Origin of the sequence: Stenotrophomonas sp. STM01 (genome assembly GCF_014852135.1) — a bacterium.
In the GTDB taxonomy this organism is placed as follows: domain Bacteria; phylum Pseudomonadota; class Gammaproteobacteria; order Xanthomonadales; family Xanthomonadaceae; genus Stenotrophomonas; species Stenotrophomonas capsici.
Genome location: NZ_JACVBA010000001.1, coordinates 601,333 through 622,896, shown reverse-complemented (window position 1 = coordinate 622,896; position 21,564 = coordinate 601,333). Strand labels below are relative to the sequence as shown.

Genomic DNA, 21,564 nt, shown 5'->3' with positions numbered 1-21,564 from the left:
CGGGCATCCTTCCAGGCAACAACGAGGATCAGGACAATGAATCGACTGGCGATGGCGGCGCTGGTGAGTCTTGCCGTGGTTTCGCCCAAGGTGGCGGCACAGCAGACAGGTACCGGCAATGACGAAGAAGACGTGAGGGCCCTGGCGGCGCAGCTGGAATCACTCAAGGCCAGCTACGCGCAGGAAGTACGCAGGTTGCGGGAACTGGACATGCAGGTGCAGGCGATCCAGGCGCGGGTGAGCGGCAAGACCGCCCAGGCCCTGCCGACACCGCCGCCTGCCGTGGCACAGGCCGCCCAGGACGAACCGGCCCCCCCGGCGGCGGCAACAGCGCCCACCGGCGAGGGCTATGCCAGCACCGCCGCCGAGGCCCAGCAGGCCAAGGAGGCCGCGCGGCGCAGCGTGGATGACGTCAAGCAGCAGCAATCGGCGTTGTTCAACCGCAGGCTGACGTTGGAAAACAGCATCAGCTACGCGCGCTATGACCGCAAGCAGCTCACCCTCAATGGGTTCCTGGCGCTGGATGCGATCTTCCTGGGCAACATCGCCATCGAGAACGTGGAATCGGATACGGCGACCTACAACTTCGCTGCGCGCTGGGGCGTCAATCCGCGCCTGACCCTCAACCTGGACGTGCCCTACCTGGCGCGCAAGACCGTCTACCAGAAGGGCGGCGCGGGTGGTTCGGCGGCCGGCATCGCGCAGGAGGAAACCAACGGCAACGGCATCGGCGATGTCAGCTTCACCGCAAACTACAAGCTGTTCGGCGAGCGTGGCTGGCGGCCGGAGACGGTGCTGACCGGTGGCGTGACCGCCCCGACCGGACGCGAGCCCTATGGGTTGGACTGGAAGGTCATCGAGCGCGATGACGATGATTTCATCCGCTTCGCGGTGCCCAGCCGGCAGCCCACCGGCAATGGCGTGTGGCAGGCCAACATCGGTCTGTCGGCGGTGAAGACGGCCGATCCGGCGATCCTGTTCGCGAACATCGGCTACATCCGTTCGTTCAAGCGCAGCTTCGACGACCTGGACTCCAACCCGGACACGATCAATCCCGGCGAGGTCCGGCTGGGTGATTCGTATTACTTCGGTGCCGGCGTGGCGTTCGCCTTCAACGAGCGCACCAGCCTGAGCATTTCCTTCAGCGACAAGCTCAGTGCGCGCGCTTCCACCCGTTACAAGAACGGCCAATGGGTGAAGGTGATCGGCAGCGATGCCAACGCCGGCACCTTGAATCTGGGCGTGACCTACGCGCTGACCAACAAGGCGACCTTCGTCAGCATGCTCGGCGTGGGCCTGACGCCGGACGCACCGGACTTCAGCCTGTCGTTCAAGTTGCCGTACATGCTGTGAGCGGGATCATGGCCTGCGATAGTGCCGAGCCACGCTCGGCACGGGCTTCAGCGGCAGGGCGACAGCGGGGCATGGCTGCGCCCTGCGCGGGCTCAACGCAGGGTTTCCAGCGTCAACTGGTGCTTGCGGCACAGGCGGTACACCGTCACCCGCGAGACCTTCATCAAGCGTGCGCAGGCGCTGACGTTGAACCGGCTCTGCTGCAGGCATGACAGCAGGGTCTCGCGCTCGGCGTGGCTGCGTGCGTTGCCAAGCCGCGCGGCATCGGGGGTTCCGTCACCTGCCAGCTCCAGGTCGGCGCTGGTGATCAGTTCGCCGTCGGCGGTGATCGCGGCGCGCTGCACCCGGTTGAGCAGCTCGCGCACATTGCCCGGCCAATCGAAACGCTCCATCGCCTGCCGCGCCTGGGTGGTGTAACCGCGCGCCCGGATCCGATGGCGGGTGCGGAAGCTGTTGAGGAAATGGCGCGAAAGCAGGTCGATGTCGCCCTGCCGGTGGCGCAGCGGAGGCATCGACAGCCGCAGCACGTTGAGGCGGTAATACAGGTCGCGGCGGAAGCGGCCTTCTTCCACCGCCCGTTCCAGGTCAACGTGGGTGGCGGCCAGGATACGCACGTCCACGGTGATGGGCTGGTTGCTGCCGACCCGTTCGATGGTGCCTTCCTGCAGCACGCGCAGCAGGCTGGTCTGCGCATCCAGCGGCAGGTCGCCGATTTCATCGAGGAACACCGTGCCGGTATGCGCGGTCTCGAACAGGCCCTGGCGGCGGCTGGTGGCGCCGGTGAAGGCGCCGCGTTCATGGCCGAACAGTTCCGACTGGAGCAGCGTGGAGGGGATCGCGCCGCAGTTGACCGCCTGGAAGGGCCGGCTGCCGCGCGGTGAAAGACGATGCAGCGCGTGCGCCGCGACTTCCTTGCCGGTGCCGGTTTCACCGGTGATCAGCACCGGCAGGTCGACCGGTGCGAGTTTGCGCAGGGTGGCGCGCATGGCCAGCATCACGTCGCTCTCGCCGAGCAGCGTGGCCATCACGTCATCGACCACCGGGGCAGGTGAGTCCTGGCCCACCAGCTGCAGCTGGCGCAGCAGGTCCTTCAGGTCGGGGGGGTGCGGGAACTGGCGCTGGCAGCTGGAAAGCAGCGGGTGCAGCACGTGGCCGTCGTCGGCCGGGGTGAGGGCGAACAGCGGCATGTGACGATGCTCGGCGGTGAGCCTGCCGATGCGCTCCAGCTCGCTGTCCGAACTGGTGCGGAAATCGATCAGGCCGACCACCACGTCGCCATCACGCATGCCGATCTCGGCAGGCTGTTGAGGGAGTACCGCGCGCACCTGCCAGCCATCCGCAGCCAGCATCACCTTTTCTCTCGCCCCCGGATTGCCGAACCAGATAACACAACGCTTGCCCGTGTCAGGTGCTGCAGCCATGCCTGGTCACCTCTCCATTCGGCGCCACCTTATACCCGGGATTCAGACGGGTGCAATCGTGAATTGGGTCACGCTTGGCGCGTTTCCCCATTCATGTTCCGGCAGGCGGGTATCGGCTGCGCCTGGCATGAAAAAAGCCGCGACCCGGAGGCCGCGGCTTTCGCAGGACAAGGCCGGCGGCGCTTACAGCGCCACGCGACGTGCCTGCATGAACTTGTCGCCCCAGTAACCGCTCAGCAGGGTGTCGGTGCGGACATCCTTGCCGGTGCTCGGTGCATGCAGGAAACGGCCATCACCGACGTAGATGCCGACGTGGTCGACGCGGCCGCGGCGGCCGAAGAACACCAGGTCGCCGGCCACCAGGGCAGCGCGGTCGTTGATCAGTTCGGCGTTGGCCTGGCTGGCCATCTCGCGGGAGACGCGCGGCAGCTCGATGCCCAGCGCGGTGCGGAACACGTAGCCGACCAGGCCGCTGCAGTCGAAGCCGGCGTCGGGCGAGGTGCCGCCCCAACGGTACGGGGTGCCGAGCAGGGTCATCGCACGGCGCAGCAGCGACTGCACCTTGCCATCGGAATCATTGGCCAGCGCCGCGTCAGTGGCGGCGGCGACACCCTTGGAGGCGTCATAGGCGGAAATCAGGCGGCTCAGATCACCGGCGAACATCGCCGAGCGGTCCATCAGCGGAATCGTGTCGCTGGCGGCCAGGTGTGGCAGCAGGGCGGCCAGGGTGGCGGTAGCGGCGGCGTCGGCCTTGCTGCGCTGGGCTTCGGCGCGGGCCGGTGCCGGTTTGGCGGCGTCGGCCGGGGCGTTCTGTGCGAAGGCCGGCAGGCTAGCCAAGGCCAGTGCGGCACCGCAAAGCAGGCGACGGAAGGAGGCGGGAATGCTCTTGGGCTGTTCCGGTTGGGACGTGTTTTCAGTCGTCACGCGGCAGTCACAGAAAAATTCGATGGGCGATAGTGCCCTGCCAAGCGTGAGGATAGGTACAAATTTCGTTAAATATTCGTTATTTATACCGATGGATGTCACGCTTTACCGCAATACCCGCTTGGCGCCAGTGTAATGGTCACGCCAGTAGGGGCCGTCCAGCTGGTCCAGACGGACGGTGCCGCCGGTGCTCGGCGCATGCACGAAGCGGCCTTCGCCGACATAGATGCCGACGTGCCAGACATTGCCCTTGTTGCCGAAAAAGACCAGGTCGCCGGAGGCCAGACGGTCCGGGGCGATCTTCGGCCCCTGGATGGCGGCCAGCTCCCGCGAGGTGCGCGGCAGGTTCAGGGCGAGCATGTCCCGGTAGACATAGGTGACCAGCCCGCTGCAGTCAAAACCCGATTCGGGGGTGTTGCCGCCGTAGCGGTAGGGCGTGCCGACCAGCCCCAAGGCCCGCATCATCACCGAGGCGGCCGCGACCGGGTCGGAAGGGGCCACCGGCGGGTAGTGGTGGCTGCTGGCCGGCGGCGGGGCCGGCTTCTTCGGGCTGTGCCCGCAGGCAGCGAGTAGGGCCGTGGCCAGGATCGCGGCGGTCAATTGCCACGTACGGGAGCGGAAAACTGGCGTGATATGCATGGAGCCCGGATAATGCGCCACCTTGGACAGCCGTCATCATGGCGGCGCACCCGGCGGCCGACAAGCCGTCCTACCGTCTGCCACCGGCAGCCATATAGACAGAGTTAGGCATGAAGATCGAAAAAGACCGCGTCGTCCGTTTCCATTACACCGTCTCCGAAGTCGGCCAGGAGCCGATCGAAAGCTCCAAGGACCGTGATCCGCTGGCCATCCTGATCGGCCACGGCAACATCATCCCGGGCCTGGAAGCGGCGATGATGGACAAGGAAGCCGGCGAGAGCTTCGGCGTGGACGTGAAGTCGGCCGATGCCTACGGCGAGCGCCGCGAGGGCCTGACCCAGCGCGTGCCGAAGAAGCATTTCGGCAACACCCGCCTGGTGCCGGGCACGCAGGTGATCCTGCAGACCAACTTCGGCCCGCGCGCCGTCACCGTCGAGAAGGTCGGCATGACCGTGGTCGACGTCGACCTGAACCACCCGATGGCCGGCAAGGACCTGCACTTCGACGTGGAAATCGTTGAAGTCCGCGAGGCCAGCGAGGAAGAAGTGCAGCACGGTCACGTGCACGGCGACGGCGGTCACCAGCACTGATCCGCCGCACCGGCGATGTTGCAGACAACGGCCCGCCCCGCGCGGGCCGTTTTCGTTCGCGGGGCTGCCGGAACCGGCGTCCGCGCCGGTCGTGGCGCATGTTCTAATCGCGCCTTGCCGAGAGGAACCCGGGCCTTGTCCAGCACTGTTTTCCAGCCCATCGCCGCCAGCGAACGCATCGCCACCCTGGACGTCCTGCGCGGCCTGGCGCTGCTGGGCATCCTGCTGATGAACATGGAGGCTTTCAGTGGGCCGCTGGACCTGTCCTTCACCGGCATCGACCCGCACTGGCGGGGGATCGACCGCTGGGCCGATGGCTTCGTCTATATCTTCGTGCAGGGCAAGTTCTTCACCCTGTTCTCGTTGCTGTTCGGTGCCGGCTTCGCGGTGATGGCGCAGCGCGCCGAAGTGGCCGGGCGCGACTTCACCCGCTTCTACCTGCGCCGCAGCCTGGCCCTGCTGGGCATCGGCCTGTTGCACGCCGTGCTGCTGTGGTCCGGCGACATCCTGACCACCTACGCGCTGCTGTCCTTCGTGCTGCTGGCCTTCCGCGAGGCTCCCCGCAACTGGCTGCCGGCACTGGGTGCGGCGGCCTACCTGGGCGCGGCAGCGTTGATGCTGTTGCTGGGCATGCTGATAGCGATGATGCCGGCCGATGCGCAGGCCGAGCAGGCGGCGTCCGCGCTGGTGGACATCGCCGCGCAGCGGCAGGCCTACGGGCACGGCACCTACCTGCAGGCAGTGGCGCAGCGGCTGGCGGATCTGCGCAGTTCGCTGGGTGCGCTGCTGATCGTCGGCCCGCAGGTGCTGGGCATGTTCCTGATCGGCGCCTGGTTCGCACGCAGCGGGGCGATCGCGCAGCCGCAGCAGTACCGGCGCCTGTTCGCGCGACTGCGTTGGGTGGCATGGCCGGCCGGTCTGCTGGTGATGCTGCTCAGCGTGCGGCTGCTGGCCAACATCGCGCCGGGACGCTTCGACATGCAGACCGCCACCGCCTACGCGTTGACCGCGCTGGCCGGCCTGCTGATGTGCCTGGGCTACCTGGCCTGGGGCGTGCGCTGGAGTGCCCACCTGCAGTGGCTGGCACCGGCGGGCCGGATGGCCTTGAGCAACTACCTCGTGCAGTCGCTGGTCTGCACGCTGGTGTTCTACGGGTATGGGTTGGGCAGGTTCGAGCAGATGGGGCGGGCATGGCAGTTGCTGTTCGCGCTGGTGTTGTTCCTGGTGCAGGTGGTGGTCAGTCGCTGGTGGTTGCAGCGCTTCCGCTTCGGTCCGGTGGAATGGCTGTGGCGCGCGGCCACGTACCTGCAAGTGCCGCCCATGCGCCGTGATGCACGGGGCTGACGCGGGGATGGGCGGGTGGGCGCCTGCCATGGTGGTGTCCTGGCCATCGGTGCGCCGCCGGTCATGGCATGCTCGGCATCAGCATGAGCAGCCGAAGTGGACAATTGATGGCCGACTTGATTACCGGGCAAACGCCCTCCATTGATCCCACGCCTTGTCGCACGGAGCGTTTCCAATGAGTGCAGCGTCATACGATGTGGTGGTACTGGGCGGTGGTTCCGGGGGACTGGCAGCGTCGTTCCGCGCCGCCGGCCATGGGGCCAGGGTGGCGATGCTTGAACCCGCGCCGCTGGGCGGCACCTGCGTGAACGTGGGCTGCGTGCCCAAGAAGGCGATGTGGCTGGCGGCGGACCTGGCCGACCGCTTCGCCCTGGCCGCGCAACTGGGCTTCGACGTGCCGGCCACGCCGGCGCTGGACTGGGAAACGCTGGTCGCGCGGCGGCAGCGCTACATCGCCAACATCCACGCCAGCTACCAGCGACGCCTGGACGAGACCGGCGTGGTGCGTGTCGGCCAGCGGGGTCGTCTGGTCGATGCGCACACGGTGGAATGCGAGGACGGCAGCCTGCTGCATGCCCGGCACATCGTCATCGCCACCGGCGCGCATCCGGTCAAGCCATCGATGCCGGGTGCCGAGCTGGGAGGCGTGTCGGATGATTTCTTCGCCTTGCATGCGCGACCGGACCGGGTGGCGATCATCGGCGGTGGCTACATCGCGGTGGAACTGGCCGGCGTGCTGCGCGCGCTGGGCAGCGAGGTCGCGCTGCTGGTGCGTGGTCAGCGTCTGCTGGGCCACTTCGACGCCGAGCTGTCCGACCAATTGGCCGAGAACCTGCGCCTGCAGGGCGTGGGCCTGCATTTCGGTTGCCAGATCGAGGCCCTGCAGCGCCAGCAGGGGCGCATTCACGCGACACTGAAGAACGGCCCGGAGCACGCATTGTTCGACACCGTGCTGTTCGCCACCGGGCGTGCACCGAATACGCAGGGGCTGGGCCTGGAGCAGGCAGGCGTGGTGCTGGATGACAAGGGCGCCATCGTGGTGGATGCCTTCCAGAACACCTCGGTACCCAGCGTGCTGGCGGTGGGCGACGTGACCGGCAAGGTGACCCTGACGCCGGTGGCCATCGCCGCCGCACGACGGTTGATGGACCGCCTGTACGGCGGGCAGCCGCAGGCACGACTGGACTATGAGAACGTGCCCAGCGTGGTGTTCGCGCATCCGCCGTTCGGCACCGTGGGCCTGAGCGAGGAGGAGGCGCGCCGTCGCTTCGACAAGGTGACCACCTACCACAGCCGCTTCCGCCCGATGCTGCAGTCGCTGGGCGACGGGGAAGTGCGCACGGTGTTCAAGATGGTCTGCGCCGGCGAGGACGAGAAGGTGGTCGGCATCCACCTGCTCGGCGAAGGCGCCGACGAGATCCTGCAGGGCTTCGCGGTGGCATTGAAGGCCGGCGTGACCCGCCGGCAGATGGAAGACACGGTGGCGATCCACCCGACCTCGGCCGAGGAAGTGGTGTTGATGCGTTGAACGGACAGTGCCGGGCGGCAGCCTGCCGTAGCTGTTGATTCTGCTTCTGCCCCCTCCCTTTCGCGTAGCGAAGGGGAGGGGTGGGGAGGGGAGCTTTCCCGCATTGCATCACCGGCTCCGCATAATGGGCGTCCCCTGCAGTTCCCGCTTCCTCCATGAATGCTTCAACCGGCGCCTCGGCGCTGCCCACCCGTTCCCGCCGCCTGCTGATCAGCGGCCTGTTGCTTGCGGGCATGGGTGCCATCGCCGCCTCGGGCAAGGCGGTGATCGTCAAGCTGGCCTACCGCCACGGTGCCGATGCCACCACGCTGCTGGCGCTGCGCATGCTGATCGCCTTCCCGTTCTTCATCGCCATGGGCCTCTGGGCGGCCCGGCGCGCGCAACCCTTGTCCTGGGGCGACAGGGGGCGGGTGGTGCTGTTGGGCTTCAGCGGCTATTACCTGTCCAGCTACCTGGACTTCCTTGGCCTGCAGTACATCAGCGCGACGCTGGAACGGCTGATCCTGTACCTCAGCCCCACCCTGGTGGTGTTGATCGCGCTGGTGGTACTCAAGCACAAGCCCACCCGCACCCAGGTGGCGGCATTGCTGGTCAGTTACCTCGGCGTGCTGCTGGCCTTCGGGCATGACATCCAGTTGGAGGGCCAACGCACCCTGATCGGCTCGGCGCTGGTGTTTGCCAGTGCCTTGAGCTACGCGGTGTATCTGTTCGGCAGCGGCCAGGCGGTGGCGCGGATCGGCGCGGTGCGCCTGACCGCCTACGCCAGCATGGTGGCGTGCGTGCTGTGCATCGGCCAGTACCTGTTGTTGCAGCCCTGGAGCGGCCTGTGGAGCCAGGCCCGGCTGGTGTACGGCCTGTCGTTGATCAACGGCACCGTGTGCACGGTGTTGCCGGTGCTGGCGATCATGATCGGGGTCAAGCGGATCGGCTCGTCGCTGGCGGCGCAGGTGAGTATGCTGGGCCCGGTTTCCACCATTGTGCTGAGTGTATGGCTGCTCGACGAACCGATGGGCCTGTGGCAGAGCGCCGGCACCGTGCTGGTGCTGCTGGGCGTGTTGCTGGTGGGCAGCGGCGCGGCGAAGAGGCGCTGAGCACGCCGCCGGATCCGGCGGCGGGGCACAGCCGCATCCTGCAGGTCATCCGCGACATCCCGCGCGGCCAGGTGCTGGGCTATGGCGAGGTCGCGGCCAAGGCCGGCCTGCCGGGCCGGGCCCGGTTGGTGGCACGCCTGTTGGGCGGCAATGACGACCCGGACCTGCCCTGGCACCGCGTGCTGCGCTCGGACGGGCGCATCGCCATGCCCGAGGGGTCACGCGGCTGGCGCGAGCAGAGCCAGCGCCTGCGCGCCGAGGGCGTGGTGGTCGAGAATGGCCGGGTGAAGCGCAGCAAACCCGCGCGCACGATGGACGAGGCGATCTGGGGACCGGGCTGATGCTGCGGCTATCATGGCGGCAGTTTCCCAGGATGTCCCCATGTTCCCGCGCTTGCCCAAGATCACCCGGACGCTGCTGATCGCCAACGTCGCCCTGTTCCTGCTGCAGCAGCTGCCGCAGCTCGCAGGTTTCCTCGATCAGTTCATGCTGTGGCCGCTGGGCTCGCAGAACGTGGTCAGTGGCTCGCCGGGCTTCGAGCCGTGGCAGTTGCTGACCTATGGGTTCCTGCACGGCAGCTTCGGGCATGTGTTCTTCAACATGCTGATGCTCTGGTTCGTGGGCGCACCGCTGGAAATGACCTGGGGCGAGAAGCGCTTCCTTACCTTCTACCTGGTCTGTGTCGCAGGTGCCGGGTTGTGCCAGTTGCTGGTGACCGCACTGGTGGGTGAGTACTACCCGGTGCTCGGTGCGTCCGGCGGCGTATTCGGCCTGCTGATGGGTTACGGCATGATCTTCGGCAACCGGCAGATGCGGCTGCTGTTCCCCCCAGTGACGATGACGGCGCGGACCTTGGTGATCCTGATGGGCGTGTCCGAGCTGGTGCTCGGCTATACCGGCTGGCAGCCGGGCGTGGCCCATTTCGCGCACCTGGGCGGCATGCTGTTTGGTTGGTTGCTGATCCGGCACTGGCGCAAGCCACCGCCGTCCAACAACAACCGCGGGCGGCACCTGCGCAGCGTGAAGTAGCCGCGCAGGGCAGCAACCGTACTCGGTAGTGCGGGCCATGCGTGGCATGGTTTTGCCGACAAGGCCCGAGCGGAACACGGCTGCCGTTGTACAGACAAAGAAAAAGGCGCGGAATCCGCGCCTTTTTCGTGTCCCTCACCCCCGCATCAACGCCAGATGCGGATCTGCTCGGCGTCGGTGCGCTGCATCGGCTGGCCCGGCTTGCAGCTGAAGCTTGCGCCAAAGGCCGGCAGGTTGGACAGCGGGGCGTTGGTACGCCAGCGGCCCGGAGCACGCACGTCCGAAGCCAGGCGCTGCACGGCTTCGTTCGGCGACAGCTGCTGCGCCCACAGGCCGGCCCAGCCCTTGAAGAATGCCTGCTTGTCGGCAGCCGATGCCGCCGTACCCTGCGGCGAGGTGCTGAACGCTTCCCAGGCGATTTCCACGCCGGAGATGTCGGCCAGGTTCTCGTCACGGGTGAGCTCGCCGTTGACCTTGGCGTCCTTCACGCCCGGGAAGGCGTAGCCGCCGTACTGGGCGGCGACGCGGTTGCCCAGCAGGGTCCAGGCGCTCTTGTCGGCCGGCGTCCACCAGCTGCGCAGTTCGCCCCTGGCGTCGATCATCGCGCCCTTGGCGTCGATGGCACGGCTGACCTCATGCGCGACCAGGCCACCGAAGGCGCCGAACTTCTCGGCGGGGGTGGCAGCCTCGGCGAAGATCGGGCCCTGCAACGCGGCGGCGGTGACGATCAGGCGGTTCTGCGCGATGTCATAGGCGATGGCCGGCTGCTGCGGCAGCACGTCCCAGCGACGGTCGGCGTTGCCCTTGCCGATGCGCTTCATTTCCTGCGCGTGGCGCCAGGTCGAGGCGATCAGCATGTTGCCGCCGAAGCTGCCACGGCCCATCGGCTGCACGGTGTAGTCCAGGTCGCGCAGCGGCGTGCCGATCTCGATCTTCATCGCGGCCAGCTTGGCTTCGGCCTCGGTCTTGGCTTCGGCGCTGAGCCAGGTGCTGCGCTTGACCGCGGCGATCTGCGCCTCGCGGACCTGGTCGACCATCACGCCGGCCTGGCGGCGGACGTCGCGGCTGATGTAGGTGCTGGCGTACTCGTGGCCGAGCATCGGGCCAGCGGCGACGTTGATGGCATCGAGCACGGCTTCGTTGCGGGCCGGGGCGATGGTCAGGCCGCGCAGCACGCGGCCACGGAACTCGAATTCGGCATCGCGGTAGGCCTTGGACAGATACGGGGCCATCGCATCACCCACGCGCCAGCGCAGGTAGGCCTTCCACTGCTCGGCCGGCAGCCGGGTGATCATGCCGTTGAGCTGCTGGAACAGCGCCGCATCGGCCAGCGAGACCAGGTCGTCGTTGACGCCCTGGGCCTTAAGGAAGGCGTCCAGCTGCAGGTTGCGGTAGCGGCTGTTGAGGTCGCGGGTGGCCACCGGCGCATAGTTGTTGAACGGGTTGTTGATGTCGGCCACCGACTGCGCGCTGCGCGCCAGCTCGGTTTCCAGCTGGATGACCAGCGCCGACTCGGCGTCGAGCTTGTTGGCCGGGGTGCCGGTCAGGGCCAGTACCTGCTTCACGTAGCCGCGGTAGCGGCCCATCAGCGCCACGGTGTCGGCGTCGGTGCGGGTGTAGAAGGCGGGGTCGGGCAGGCCCATGCCGCCCTGCATGAAGTAGCCGATGTGGCGGTCCAGTGCCTTCAGGTCCACGTCCGGGGCGAAGTTGAAGGCCACCGGGATGCCGACCTGGTGCAGGGCGGCGATCGAGGCCGGGATGTCCTTGGCCTTGCGGATCGCGTTGATGCGGGTCAGCAGCGGCGCGATCGGCTTGGAGCCATCGGCTTCCACCGCTGCTTCATCCAGGCCGCTGGCCCAGAAGTCGCCCAGCAGCTTCTGCACGTTGCCCTGCGGGGCATTCATGGCGCGGTCCAGCAGCTGCAGCTGCTGGTTGCGGGTGTTGTTGGCCAGCTGCCCCAGCGTGGTGGTGGCGCCAACCTGCGGCACCGGGTTGGCCTTGAGCCAATCGGCGTTGCTGGTTTCGTAGAAGTCGGTACAGGCTGCGCTGACTGCCGGTGCCCGGGCCGAAGACCTCTTGCGTGCGGCCTCGGCATCGGTCGAGGACAGGACGGTCACCAGGCCCAGGGCCAGGGCGAGGGAAAGCGGGCGAACGGTTGGCATCTGGGGCATATCCACGCAAGGACAAAGTGCGCGGAGTTTAACAAGCCGCCGGGGCAATGTTGCGCATCCGGGCGGAGCAGCAGCCCTGGCCGCGAAGCCGGTCACGTTGGCAGCCAGGCGGGAGTGGCGAGGCAGGAGCGGCCAAGGCCGCCCCTGCGCGTTGGCAAGAAGAAGGCCCGGCGATGCCGGGCCTTCAGGTGTTGCCTCACCGCAGGGCGGTGATTACCAGATCACCACCTGCTTGTCGCCGGCGCGGACCATCGGCGAACCCGCCTTGCACTGGAATGCGGCGGCGAAGGTCGGCAGGTTCGACGGCGCGCCCATCGCGCGGAACTGCGCCGGTGCGTGCGGGTCGGTGGCCAGGCGGACCTTGGCGTTCTCCGGGGTGTACTTGGTGCGCCACACGGTGGCCCAGTTGAAGAAGAAGCGCTGGTCGCGGGTGAAGCCATCGACCTTCGGGTCTTCCTTGCCGGCCGACGCCTTCTGCAGCGCATCGTAGGCGGTGGCCAGGCCGCCGAGGTCGGCGATGTTCTCGCCCAGGGTCAGCGAGCCGTTGACGTTCTGGTCGCCCACCTTGTACTCGTTGAACTGGTTGATCAGCTTGCTGGTCAGCCCACCGAAGGCCTTGGAGTCGGCCTCGGTCCACCAGTCCTCGAAGTTGCCGGTCGGGCCGAACTTGGCGCCCTGGTCGTCGTAGCCATGGGTCATCTCGTGGCCGATCACCGCGCCGATGCCGCCGTAGTTCAGTGCGTCGTCGGCGTTCGGGTCGAAGAACGGCGGCTGCAGGATGGCGGCCGGGAACACGATCTCGTTCTGCAGCGGGTTGTAGTAGGCGTTGACGGTCTGCGGGGTCATGCCCCACTCGGTCTTGTCCACCGGCTGGCCGATCTTGGACAGCGCGAACTTGTAGTTGAAGGCATTGGCGGCGCGCACGTTGCCCAGGTAGTCGTCGTGGGTGGTGCTCAGGCCCGACCAGTCACGCCACTTGTCCGGGTAGCCGATCTTCGGGGTGAAGGTTTCCCACTTGGCGATGGCCTTGGCCTTGGTTTCGTCGCTCATCCAGGTCAGGTTCTGGATGCGGTCCTTCAGGGCCGCGGCCAGGTTCTTGACCAGGTCTTCCATCTTGGCCTTGGCTTCCGGGGAGAAGGCGACCTTGACGTACATCTGGCCGAAGGCTTCGCCGGCATCGCTCTCGATGGTGCCCAGCACGCGCTTCCAGCGCGGCTTGATCTCCTTCTGGCCGTTCAGGTCGCGGCCGTAGAAGGCGTAGTTTTCCTGCACGAAGGCATCGCTCAGGTACGGGGAGGCACCGTCAACGGTGTGGAAGCGCAGGTAGGCGCGCCACACGGCCGGGTCGGTGTCGCCCAGCATCTTGCTCACTTCCTCGTGGAAGGCCGGCATGGCCAGCGAGAACTTCTCCGGCGCGGTGATGCCCTGGGCCTTGAAGAACTCGGTCCAGCTGAAGTTCGGGGTCAGCTTGTCGGCGTCGGCCACGGTGACCGGGTTGTAGTACAGCTCGACGTTGCGCGAGAGCTCTGCGCTGGACTTGGAAGCCCGGGCCAGGCGGGTCTCGAACTTGATCACTTCCTCGGCCTGCTTGGCGGCGTCGGCGGCGGCAACGCCGCTGAGCTCCAGCACCTTGGCCACGTGGGCCTTGTAGGCGTTGAGCTTGTCGGCCTTGCTGGCGTCGGTGTAGTAGGTGGTGTCCGGCAGGCCCAGGCCACCCTGGCTGGCGTAGGCCATGTTCATGGTCGAGTTCTTGAAGTCCGCTTCCGGACCGAAGCCGAACAGGAAGTTCTCGCCCTTGGCGGCGGTGCCGCGCAGGTAGTTGGCGATGGCGGCGCCGTCCTGCAGGCCGTCGATTGCGGTCAGGTCACCCTGCAGCGGGGTGATGCCCAGCGCGTTGATCTTGGCTTCGTCCATGCCCGAGGCCCAGAAGTCGCCGACGATCTTCTCGATGCCGGTGGCGTCCTTGATCGCGGCGGCCTGTTCGGCCAGCTGGTGCTGCACGGCGACCGAGCGCTCGTCCAGGATGGTGAAGGCGCCCCAGCTGGTGCGGTCGCCCGGAATGGCATTGGCGGTGAGCCACTTGTCATTCACGTAGCCACCGAAGTCGGTGCAGGCGTCCTTGCTGGTGTCCAGGTCGGCGGCGGTGAAGGCGTTGTAGGCCGGTAGCTTGGATTCGTCCAGCTTCAGTTCGGTGGCGGCGGCCGCGGCCGGTGCGGCGGCCGGAGCGGCCGGGGTCTCTTCTTTCTTGCAGCCGATCAGCGCGGCCGAGACGGCCAGGGACAGCAGCAGGATCTGGGGTTTGCGAACGATCACGGGATAGGCCTCCAGGCCGATTTCAGAGCACGAAATGGGCTCCGGGGCGGAGCCGACACCAGAAGATACGCCTGAAACTGTCACCGAAAGGGTGTCGAAGGTCATGCCCGCCGGGCGCAGCCACCGGTGCGCCGCAGGACGCTGGTGGGTGCTATACAGGCGCGATGAGCCAGACATCAAGCAAGCAGTGGGATGCGATCCTGATCGGCGGCGGCCACAACGGGCTGGTGTGCGCGGCCTATCTCGCCAAGGCCGGCAAACGGGTGCTGGTGCTGGAACGGCGGGCAGTCGTCGGCGGGGCGGCGGTGACCGAGGAGTTCCATCCCGGGTTCCGCAACTCGGTGGCCTCCTATACGGTGTCGCTGCTGCAGCCGCAGGTGATCGCCGACCTGGCGCTGGAGCGTCACGGCCTGCGCGTGGTGCCCCGGCGCATCAACAACTTCCTGCCACTGCCCGATGGCCAGTACCTGCTGGCCGGCGGTGGTCGCACCCAGGCCGAAGTGGCGAAGTTCTCGGCCCGCGACGCCGAGCGGCTGCCCGACTACGAGCGTCGGCTGGAAGTGTTTGCCGACGTGCTGCGGGCACAGGCGCTGCAGGCGCCGCCAAACGTGGGCGAGGGCGGCTGGCTGCAGGCGCTGCCGGCGCTGTGGAAGGCCGGCAAGCTCGGCCGCCAGCTGCAGCGGCTGGACGCGGGGTTGAAACAGGAGTTGCTGGACCTGTTCACGATCTCGGCGGCGGAGTACCTGGACCGCTGGTTCGAGAGCGCGCCGATCAAGGCGCTGTTCGGCTTCGACGGCATTGTCGGCAACTACGCCAGCCCCTACTCGCCGGGCAGCGCCTACGTGCTGCTGCACCACGTGTTCGGCCAGAGCAATGGCGTCAAGGGTGCCTGGGGGCACGCGATCGGCGGCATGGGCGCAATCACCCAGGCAATGGCGCGCGCGGCGCAGGAAGCCGGCGTGCAGATCCGGACCGACTGCGGGGTGCGGAAGGTACTGGTCGAGCAGGGCCGTGCCTGCGGCGTGGTGACCAGTGCTGGGCACGTGCTGCGCGGCAGGGCGGTGGTGGCCAACGTCAACCCGAAGCTGCTGTACGAACAGTTGCTTGAACCGGCCGACGTGCCGGCCGCCACGCGCGAACGCATGCGCGGCTGGCGTTGTGGCTCGGGCACGTTCCGGATGAACGTGGCGCTGTCGCGGCTGCCCGATTTCACGGTGTTGCCGGGGCAGGGCGATCACCTCACCGCGGGCATCATCATCGCCCCGAGCCTGGACTACATGGACCGTGCTTACCTGGATGCACGCCAGCATGGATGGTCGCGTGAACCGGTGGTGGAAATGCTGATTCCCAGCACGTTGGACGACTCGTTGGCACCGCCGGGGCAGCATGTGGCCAGCCTGTTCTGCCAGCATGTGGCACCGCAGCTGCCGGACGGGCGCAGCTGGGACGATCACCGCGACGAAGTGGCCGACCTGATGATCGCCACGGTCGACCGGCAGGCGCCGGGCTTCGCCGACGCGGTGCTGGGCCGGCAGATCATGAGCCCGCTCGACCTGGAGCGGACCTTCGGCCTGGTCGGGGGCGACATCTTCCACGGCGCGCTGAGCCTCAACCAGCTGTTCAGCGCCCGCCCGATGCTGGGCCAGGCCAACTACCGGGGCGCGATCCCCGGCCTGTACCTGTGCGGGTCGGGCACGCACCCGGGCGGCGGCGTGACCGGGGCGCCGGGGCACAATGCGGCGCAGGTGATCGCGGCGGAGATCTGAAGGCGCCCCGTCTGCGGCCGCCGGACCGGGCAGAAGCACCGCACGCCAACGAAAAAGGGAGGCGACATGACGTCGCCTCCCTCGTATTGCCACTTCAACGCAGGGATCAGAACTTGTACTGCACGCGCGCGAAGAAGGTGCGGCCGTACCAGTCGTACTGCGAGGCGTAGACCGGCACGTTGCCGTACACCGCGGCATCGGAACCCAGGCCCGAGGAGACCAGGTCCGGCGCCTTGTCGAACAGGTTGCGGACACCGAACAGGATGCCCCAGTCGCCCTGTTCATACGCCACGGAGGCGTGGTGCAGGAACTGCCAGCCGGCCTTGATGTCGCGGGTCGCGTTCTGGTAGCCGGAGTAGGTGAACGTGCGGTCGTAGTCCTTGCTGGACGTGCTGCTCACGTACTGGCCCTGGTAGCTGAACGTCCAGTCACCACGCTTCAGGCTGACGTTGCCGATACCCACGGTCTTCGGACGACCGATGTAGCCGATCTGCTCGTCGGTCGAGATGCCGCTGTTGGCGGCGGAGTCGAACAGACGGAACGAGTCCTCGATGGTGTAGGTGACCTGCGCGTCAACGGACAGCTTGCCGAACGAGAAGTCGCGATCGTAGTTCACCTGCAGGTCGTAACCGCGGGTGCGCTCGCGGTTGATGTTCACGTAGGTGCTGTAGATGTTGACGATCGAGTTCGGGGCGGATGCGTCATCCGGCGCATTACGCTCCATCTGGTCGCAGAACGAGTTCGGATAGACCGGCGAGGCGTAGCAGCTGTACACGATGTTGCGAGCGCCGAGCTGGGTGATCTCGCCACGGACGTCGTAGTCGAAGTAATCCAGTGCGACGTTCAGGTCGGCGAAGGTCGGGGTCCACACCAGGCCCAGCGTCTTGGCCTTGGAGGTCTCCGGCTTCAGCTTGCCCTTGCCGCCGCTCTCGTACACGGTCGCGCTCGAGGAGCCACCGGCATAGTCGTCCGGAATGCCCGCCGCCGCGCAGTTGGCACGGATGTACTGGTTGTTGCTGTCACCCCACAGGATGCAGGGGTCGATCAGTGCCTGCGTCTGGTAGCCGGTCTGGTCGCCCAGGTACAGCTCGTACAGGCCCGGGGCACGGTAGGAGGTGCCGATGGTGCCGCGCACACGCAGCGAGGGGATGATCTGCCAGTTCAGGCCGGCCTTCCACACGTTGTCCGAATCGGCAACCGAGTCGTACTTGAACACGCGGCCGGACAGGTTGACCGACAGCGATTCGACGGCCGGCAGCCCCTTCAGCAGCGGGATGTCGAACTCGGCGAAGGCTTCCTTGACGTTGTCGGTGCCCTTGGTTTCATTGGCCGAGCTGTAGCCCCACATCCGGCCCTGCTTGGAGAGGTCGGACGGCTGGTCGTCGATCTTGGTGTGGCGGAACTCCGCACCGAATGCACCGGCGACATTGCCGGCAGGCAGGCCGAACAGATCACCGGTGACCACCGCGTTGACGGTGGACTGTTCGTAGATCGTGCTGCCGTTGGCCCAGACGCCGATGGCATTGACCAGTTCGCCCATCCGCTCGCCGCTGAGGAAGCCGGGGTCGAAGTAGTTCACCGGGGTGGTATCGCCGCCCATCGGGTCACCCAGGTCGCCGGTACGCGCGGTGTCGATCGCAAGGTTGCCGTACTTGCCCTTGGAGCGGCTGTAGGTGCCGTTGATTTCCCAGGCCCAGCTGTCGGTGCCCTTGAACATGCCGTCGAACTTGGTGGCACCGTAGAAGTAGTCGACCTTGACCTTCTGGTCATCGACGAACGGCATGATCGGCTGGTAGTAGTCGTCGTCGCTTTCGTTGTAGACGATCGGGAAGAACTGCCGGTAGCTGTGGGCGTTGGTCTCACGGCGGTTGTACAACCACTGCGTCTTCCAGCTGAAGCTGTCGAAGCTGAAGTCGGTTGCCGCGTAGAAGCTGGCACGCTCGCGTTCGTTGATGACTTCGCCGTTCTTGAGGAAGTCGTAGTTCAGCACGTCCTCATAGGAAGCTTCAGGCGAGTTGGCATAGCTCTTGGACGGGAACGGGCGCGGCTTGTAGCCCGGGAACGGGCCAATGGTGCTGCCGTCCTTGGTCGGCACGTAGCGCACGCGCGAGTCGAACAGCTTGATGATGGTGTTGGCGTACAGGTTGCCCGCGCTGCAGCCGGCCAGGGGGGTGCCTTCCAGGATCGAGTGGTCCACGCGGTCAATGCGCTTGCCATCGGTGCCCCAGACACGGTCCTGTGCGCAGGAGAAGTAGTCACGGTCGCCGTTGGTCAGCGCGTTGAGCTTGTCCCACTGGACGCCGGCGACGATGCTGCCGTTGTCGAAGTTCCAGCCGTTGGCGATCGAGGCGGAGAACTGCTCGCCGCCGCCATGCTGCGGCACGCTCATCATGTACGTCATTTCCGGACGGTCCATGGTCTTGCGCGTGACCAGGTTCACCACGCCGGCCAGCGCGTCGGAGCCGTAGATGGAGGACGAACCATCCTTCACCAGCTCGATGCGCTGCAGGATGGCCTGCGGGATGACGTTGAGGTCGAACGAGCCGACCTGGCCGCGCGTACCGGCGGGGCCGGGGCGCTGGCCGTCGAGCAGCACCAGCGTACGGTTCGAGCCCAGGCCACGCAGCGAGACGGTCTGCACGCCGGTACCACCTTCGACGACGAAGCCGCCGAACTGGTTGTTGATCTGGGTGGAGCCGGCGGCGGCAGCCGAGGTCTGCAGGAAGCTGGCGGTATCAAATTGGCCTGCGGCCAAGCCCTTCTCGATCGAGATCACCTGCACTGGCGAGGTGGTTTCATACTCCGGGCGCTTGATCAGCGAGCCCGTGACGGTGACCGTATCGAGATCCTTGGCCTTTTCGCTTGAGGTTGCGCTTTGGCTGGTGGTTTCGGTCTTTTCGGATTGCTCCTGGGCAAAGGCCGGAACGACTTGCAGTGCTGCGACGACAGCAATTACCAAAGGCAACTGTTGCAGTCCGCGTTGGACGGACATCTTCATGCGGCTCTCTCCTGATGAAAAATGTTCAGCAAAATGTTTCGCCAGCGTTATGGGCTGGTTAAGCGAATGTAGGTTGGAGGGGTTGCGCTTGCAACGGTTTTCTGATCTCACTTCCTCTCATTCACGTGTATGAATTCGAAGCAATGAGGTGCCCGGTGGTCGCGGCTTTACAGGACCGGCGTGGTCGGCGGTGCTGTCCCCCGGTTTCCTCTGCGGTACCCACAACAGCCCCGATGGCCAGCCACGAGGGATCCCCCGTCCCTGGCAGTCAAAAAAAAACCGGGGAGCCTTCGCTCCCCGGTTGGGTACTTCGATACAGCCGGGGATCAGAGCCCGCCGGGGCCGCAATCGCTCTTCAGGTAATTCTCGATGAGCCCAAGGGTTTCCCGCTGCTGCCGCGGGTACCACGGCATGCTGTGCTGCTGATCGGCGATCAGGTGGAACTGGGCCGGCACCTTGTTCTTCACCGCATCGTAGAAGCCCTGGGCGTGGAACGCCGGGGTGCGCACGTCGCGGTCACCGACAAACAGCATGACCGGGATGTTGGCATTGGCGGCGTTCTTCAGCGGGTCCATGCCCTTCACGGTCTGGCCCTGCAGGATGCGCTGCAGGCGGTTGTCGCTCCAGGACGTACCCAGGCGGCCCAGGTCGGTGACCGGCGCGCCCGCGATCGCGCACTGGAACGGCGAGTTCGGCCGGACCGTTGCGGCTGCGGCGGCAAAACCACCGTAGGAGTAGCCGAAGATGGCGATGCGGTCCTTGCCAGCGATGCCCTGTGAAACCAGGTAGGCCGCGGCATCATCGTTGTCATCGGACATCTTCTGCCCCCACTCGCGGTCGCCCGCGATCCACAGGTCGCGGCCAAGGCCGGCCGAGCCACGGTACTGCGGGCGCAGCACGGCATAGCCGCGCGAGGTCAGCAGCGGCACCCAGCCAGACACGTCCCAGCCCATGTAATCCCGTGCCCACGGGCCGCCATGGGGGTGGACGATGGCCGGTGCGGCCGGATCCCCCTGCTTCCAGCCTGCGGGAAGATCAAGGATGGCCGGGATCTGGCGGCCGTCACGCGCGGTGTAGGTGACCCAGCGCTCCTCGCCGGTCCGGCCTTCGCCGACCCACGGGCGCTCGCTCCCCAGGTTCACCACGTTCTTCCTGTCGAGCAGGATATGGTGGCTGGACGGGGCATCGTTGCTGCTGGTCTTGAACAGGATGCGCGAGAAGTCGTCCGTGTAGCGCGCGATATCGATCTGCTTGTTGGGGAAGGCCTGCTTGAGGTTGTCCTGGATCGCCTTCAGGGTCGGGTCGACATAGACGGTCTGCGGTGACGGGCCGTCGATCACGAAGCCCAGCACCTGGTTGAAGTTGCTGGCTTGGGTACTGAAGATCAACCGGGCAATGGAGAACTCCGGGTTGGCCACCACGGGCTCGGCATCGAACTTCTGCTGCTTCGGGTCATACAGGTGCGCCTGCACCTTGTCCGAGAACAGGTCGGTCAAGACGTAGTACTTGCCGGTGGCGTCATCCACACCCGCCAGTTCAACCGTATGCCGGTCGGACAGCTTGGTGGTCAGCGGTCGCTGCAAGACGAACTGGCCCGAGGTCGGATCCAGGATCAATACCTGCTGCTCATAGTCGCTGCCTGCCGCTTCGATCTGGGACTTCGCCAGCACCTTGCCGGTGCGCGAGTCGAACAGGGCCGGCGAGGCGCGCGTACCGCCGCGGAAGAGCAGTTCGGTTTCCTTGGTCTTGAGGTTGTAAAGGTAATAGTTCGAGGTCAGGCTCAGCTCGCTGAGCTGCTGGATGACGACCCGATCCGGGTCCAGCGGCAGCATGTTCACCAGCGATGCCGTGCCAGCGAGCTCCAGGCAGCGCTGGGTCTGCTCGCTCACGCCGAGCCTGCGGGTGTTGTCGGTGAAGGCCTCGTTGAACTCCTTCTGATCGTCACCGGTAAGGTAGGTCTTCACGACAAAGGTCTTGGTCGCGCCGGACGCGTTGCCTTCACCGCAACCGCCCAGCTGCCCGGTCCACTCCTGGCGGCCGATCACCAGAATCTTGTCCGACTTCAGGGCACCGGCGGCAATGAACTTCATGCGATCACCCGACGGCGTCACCACCTTGGGGCCGGACGAAAGCGCGCTGGTGTCCCAGGTGGCCAATGCGGTTTCTTCCGCATTCTTCGGTGAAGGCACCAGGGCGATGAGGTGCTTCCCGTCAGGACTCATCGACACCGATTGCAGTGCGGGCAGCCGCGCCAGGTCCTCGATGGCAATCGGCCCGGAAGACTCTGCGTAGCTGTTGGCTGCAGCGAGTGAAACAGCAGTGAGGAGCAAGGTACGGCCGAAAACCACGTGCATATCTCATCCTTTGGACACGTTGATTGCTTGGGTCACAAGCTTG

Annotated in this window: 14 protein-coding genes and 2 pseudogenes; 9 read left to right on the top strand and 7 right to left on the bottom strand. The window is 66.4% G+C overall.

Annotated elements, in window-relative coordinates:
* The first annotated feature begins 36 nt into the window (after positions 1-36).
* Positions 37-1,353 carry a hypothetical protein gene (locus IB227_RS02835; protein WP_192286232.1) on the top strand — a complete coding sequence of 439 codons (1,317 nt, stop codon included), beginning with the start codon at positions 37-39 and terminating at the stop codon, positions 1,351-1,353.
* A 92-nt stretch (positions 1,354-1,445) separates the two neighbouring features.
* On the opposite strand, the gene IB227_RS02830 is transcribed toward IB227_RS02835, so the two are convergent.
* The 3 genes and pseudogenes from IB227_RS02830 to IB227_RS02820 all read right to left on the bottom strand — a co-directional run bounded on the left by IB227_RS02830 (position 1,446) and on the right by IB227_RS02820 (position 4,401).
* Entirely contained in the window at positions 1,446-2,774 is a 1,329-nt protein-coding gene (locus IB227_RS02830) for a sigma-54 dependent transcriptional regulator (protein ID WP_192286231.1), read from the bottom strand.
* Positions 2,775-2,957: 183 nt separating this feature from the next.
* Positions 2,958-3,698 (bottom strand): C40 family peptidase, encoded by a 741-nt coding sequence (locus tag IB227_RS02825; protein WP_192286230.1) that lies wholly within the window; start codon positions 3,696-3,698, stop codon positions 2,958-2,960.
* A 105-nt stretch (positions 3,699-3,803) separates the two neighbouring features.
* Positions 3,804-4,401, bottom strand: a pseudogene (locus tag IB227_RS02820) (C40 family peptidase).
* A 46-nt stretch (positions 4,402-4,447) separates the two neighbouring features.
* Here IB227_RS02820 and IB227_RS02815 point away from each other — a divergent pair.
* The 7 genes and pseudogenes from IB227_RS02815 (at position 4,448) to IB227_RS02790 (ending at position 9,919) form a co-directional block, all read left to right on the top strand.
* Positions 4,448-4,927, top strand: coding sequence for a peptidylprolyl isomerase (locus IB227_RS02815; protein ID WP_132864393.1), 480 nt, complete (start codon positions 4,448-4,450; stop codon positions 4,925-4,927).
* A gap of 135 nt (positions 4,928-5,062) precedes the next feature.
* Positions 5,063-6,271: a DUF418 domain-containing protein gene (locus IB227_RS02810; RefSeq protein ID WP_225591572.1), complete on the top strand. Its 1,209-nt coding sequence runs from the start codon at positions 5,063-5,065 to the stop codon at positions 6,269-6,271.
* A 53-nt stretch (positions 6,272-6,324) separates the two neighbouring features.
* Positions 6,325-6,450: pseudogene (locus IB227_RS18405) on the top strand (FAD-dependent oxidoreductase); the annotation flags it as partial.
* Entirely contained in the window at positions 6,447-7,799 is a 1,353-nt protein-coding gene (gene gorA / locus IB227_RS02805) for a glutathione-disulfide reductase (RefSeq protein WP_192286227.1), read from the top strand. The pseudogene IB227_RS18405 and the gene gorA, both read left to right, overlap by 4 nt.
* Before the next feature lie 155 nt (positions 7,800-7,954).
* Positions 7,955-8,890, top strand: a complete 936-nt coding sequence (locus IB227_RS02800) for a DMT family transporter (RefSeq protein ID WP_192286226.1) — start codon at positions 7,955-7,957, stop codon at positions 8,888-8,890.
* Positions 8,887-9,231 (top strand): MGMT family protein, encoded by a 345-nt coding sequence (locus IB227_RS02795; protein ID WP_225591679.1) that lies wholly within the window; start codon positions 8,887-8,889, stop codon positions 9,229-9,231. Before IB227_RS02800 ends, IB227_RS02795 begins: the two co-directional genes overlap by 4 nt.
* Positions 9,232-9,271: 40 nt before the next feature.
* Positions 9,272-9,919 (top strand): rhomboid family intramembrane serine protease, encoded by a 648-nt coding sequence (locus IB227_RS02790; protein WP_192286224.1) that lies wholly within the window; start codon positions 9,272-9,274, stop codon positions 9,917-9,919.
* Between the two features lie 146 nt (positions 9,920-10,065).
* On the opposite strand, the gene IB227_RS02785 is transcribed toward IB227_RS02790, so the two are convergent.
* Together IB227_RS02785 and IB227_RS02780 are read right to left on the bottom strand one after the other, a co-directional pair.
* The gene (locus IB227_RS02785; protein ID WP_192286223.1) at positions 10,066-12,081 is read right to left on the bottom strand and encodes a M13 family metallopeptidase; all 2,016 of its coding nucleotides are present in this window, start codon (positions 12,079-12,081) and stop codon (positions 10,066-10,068) included.
* Positions 12,082-12,303: 222 nt separating this feature from the next.
* The gene (locus IB227_RS02780) at positions 12,304-14,400 is read right to left on the bottom strand and encodes a M13-type metalloendopeptidase (protein WP_243694088.1); all 2,097 of its coding nucleotides are present in this window, start codon (positions 14,398-14,400) and stop codon (positions 12,304-12,306) included.
* 167 nt (positions 14,401-14,567) lie between these two features.
* Here IB227_RS02780 and IB227_RS02775 point away from each other — a divergent pair, with 167 nt between their 5' ends.
* On the top strand, positions 14,568-16,169 hold the full coding sequence (locus tag IB227_RS02775) for an NAD(P)/FAD-dependent oxidoreductase (protein WP_192286222.1): 1,602 nt from the start codon (positions 14,568-14,570) through the stop codon (positions 16,167-16,169).
* A 106-nt stretch (positions 16,170-16,275) separates the two neighbouring features.
* On the opposite strand, the gene IB227_RS02770 is transcribed toward IB227_RS02775, so the two are convergent.
* Together IB227_RS02770 and IB227_RS02765 are read right to left on the bottom strand one after the other, a co-directional pair.
* Positions 16,276-19,167: a TonB-dependent receptor gene (locus tag IB227_RS02770; protein ID WP_192286221.1), complete on the bottom strand. Its 2,892-nt coding sequence runs from the start codon at positions 19,165-19,167 to the stop codon at positions 16,276-16,278.
* 326 nt (positions 19,168-19,493) lie between these two features.
* Positions 19,494-21,521: an alpha/beta fold hydrolase gene (locus tag IB227_RS02765; RefSeq protein WP_192286220.1), complete on the bottom strand. Its 2,028-nt coding sequence runs from the start codon at positions 21,519-21,521 to the stop codon at positions 19,494-19,496.
* Between the last annotated feature and the right edge of the window lie 43 nt (positions 21,522-21,564).